General features: G+C 44.3%; 2 protein-coding genes. Both read right to left on the reverse strand.

Translation table 11 applies throughout. From position 1 onward, the window contains the following. Positions 1 to 252 precede the first annotated feature (252 nt). Positions 253 to 924 carry an HD-GYP domain-containing protein gene (locus tag R7E78_RS23915; RefSeq protein WP_318058315.1) on the reverse strand — a complete coding sequence of 224 codons (672 nt, stop codon included), beginning with the start codon at positions 922 to 924 and terminating at the stop codon, positions 253 to 255. 308 nt (positions 925 to 1,232) lie between these two features. Beyond that, the gene (gene ltrA, locus R7E78_RS23920) at positions 1,233 to 2,705 is read right to left on the reverse strand and encodes a group II intron reverse transcriptase/maturase (protein ID WP_318058316.1); all 1,473 of its coding nucleotides are present in this window, start codon (positions 2,703 to 2,705) and stop codon (positions 1,233 to 1,235) included. Between the last annotated feature and the right edge of the window lie 81 nt (positions 2,706 to 2,786).

Consider the following 2,786-nt stretch of genomic DNA (forward strand, 5'->3'; position numbering starts at 1 on the left):
TTTCGTACTAGTTATACTTGGTCAAAATTCAACCAGTAACAATCCTGTTCTTTTTGACGAAACAAACTTTGGGGCATAAATGAGTTAGAGCCGAAGGACGGCTCTGTGCCAATTGCAGACATTAGCAACGCCTGAGCTCAGGTGCATTTGAGACAACGCCTGCTTTTGCGTTAGCAAAAAAGTGGGTGGCGGATCAAATGTCATCTGCAGAGACTTTTTAGGCAGCGTTCACCGTATTCTAGGAACGAGCGTTTACGAGGCACGTGCCGAACTGGCCTTTATGACTTTTGTAAACAACAAAAAAATATTTGGATCAAACTTCGTGTCCACTTCATGCTTCAAGATATTCATAGTTTCAAGGTGCGATTTAGCCATGCGGTATGGCCTGCTAGTCGTCAGTGCATCATACGCATCAATGATCGAAAGTATTCGACTACTCAGGGGAATATCGGCACCAGCCAGTCCGTCCGGGTATCCGCTTCCATCAAATGCTTCATGATGATGTCTGACAATAGACGCGACCTCGTCTCTGTTTGTCAGGAATGTCTCACTAATTATTCTCTCACCGATAACCGAGTGAGCCTTTATCTCTTCCCTTTCATCAGGTGTGAGCTTTCCAGGCTTCGAGAGAACAGTATCACGAACTCCAATCTTACCCACGTCGTGTAATTGACTGGCAATACGCAAGTCATCTAATGAGGGGGCACTCAAATCGGCCGCACGCCCCACTTCCAACGCAAGCGCACAGACGCGGTCACAATGGCGTCTAGTATACGCATCGCGCGCGCACAATGCCGTAATGAGTGATGGGTAAGCATTTTCTTGATCTGGTGCGAGGGCAAAAGCCATTGAATATCTCTCCTTGTTCAGCAACGCGTAACAATTTAATAGTGCGCTCATCACGCATATTTTTGCTGACTTCAAGCTCATCTATCCACATTCCAACAAATAACCGAGGGTATTTCAAGATTTTAAATAAATTTAAATGTAGGATATACGCGTTGCTCGTTTGCTTGACTATATGAATAAACGACACAACTTTATCTATTAATTAGCCCAAAATTTAGCCATCCTCAATGACCGGTTATCGCTCTTTTGAGGCATTCGCCTCAACACGTTTTTGTCGAGTAGACGACACTTGTTACCAAGTGCCGCCCCTCTAAGAACCGTACGTGCAACTTTCACTGCATACGGCTCAAGCCTCCACTAAGGCATCATTGATACCCAGCAACTTATAACGCAGTCGGGACAGGCTCTTTCCAAGAGTTACGAGCTAGCCTTTTAGATTTTCTCTTCACCAGATATTCTTGGTATTGAGGGTCAAAAGGGGTCGCAGCACTCCTAATTTTTACGTGTCTTTCGCTAGGCACTTTCGCTATTTGGAACAGATTGAAGTGACAGTCCATGTTCATGATTTTCTGCCAACCGTGAAATTGCCACTGGCCTTTACGATTGAGAAAATACTTGTGCACAACCCAGTCTTTGGACTTGGTTGGATGACGTCTAACTGCCCAGTGCCATAACGCTTGGAATAGTTTATGGCCGACATACCCGAATACTTGTTTAGCAACACAGTGGCGATAGTAATTCGCCCATCCCCTAAGTTTCGGATTTATCAACTTGATAAGATCGTTAACAGGGATGGTTGCGTGCTTTTTAATAACTTCACGTAGATTTCTAAGGAATAACAGCGTATTGGATTTGCTCGGTTTAATGAGCAATTTCCCTTTGTACTTCCTGTGATTGAAACCCAGAAAGTCAAAGCCATCATCAATATGAGTGACCTTCGTTTTTTCTTCGGAGAGGGTTAACCCTCTTTCTGCCAAAAAGCCAGCAATCAACGGTTTGATATCGTTCACTAGCACTTCCTTTGAAGAGCAGGTGACCACAAAATCATCCGCATAACCGATAAAGTTGGCCCTAGCACCCATTTTCAGAGCTGTAGATTTTATTTGTTGCTCTATTCCCGCGAGAGTCATTAGCATCAAGGTTGGAGATATTATTCCACCTTGAGGTGTACCTTCTTCGGTATCGTAGAACAGCCCCTTATCTACATAGCCAGATTTTAACCATTGCTCTAACATTCGTTTATCTACAATGATATTGTCCATCAGCCATTTATGCCCGATTTTGTCGAAGCAAGCCTTAATATCTCCCTCAAGAACCCATTTCGCGGATTGCTTTAGAGCTAAACATTTGAAGCACTGACTGACAGCGTCAGCCGTGCTGCGATTTGGTCTAAAACCATAGCTATTGAGGTCGGCAAACGTTTCGGACACAGGCTCTAATGCAAGAAGGTGGAGGGCTTGTTGCGCTCTATCAATCATGCATGGAATACCCAGTGGCCTGAGCTTACCGTTCTTTTTGGGAATATAGATACGTTTGAGTGGTTTTGCGGAGTAAGCCTTGCGACTCAGTTGATCGACTGCTTTCATACGGCGTGCATCTGTGTTCCAGATGACACCGTCTATTCCAGGCGTTTTACTGCCTTTATTCTGAGAGACTCGCTTAACCGCGAGAAGCTTGGCTGAGCGAGAATGAGTCAAGAGCCACTGTAAAGACTTCACCTTACCGTATTTCTTTTCTCTAGTTGCTTTTGCGATACGCATTTGAAGCTTCAATACGTGTACTTCAACGGATTTCCAGTCGATGGACTGCCATTGATCGCCGTCAGAAGATGCACTAATCTCTTTCGAGATCACCATTTGCTTTATATGAACGTTTCCCCATTTGCTAGGCCATCATAAAATAATTTTAAACTGGGTTAGGTGGCAGTTTTATATTCG

The organism is Vibrio sp. YT-19(2023) (assembly GCF_033337395.1).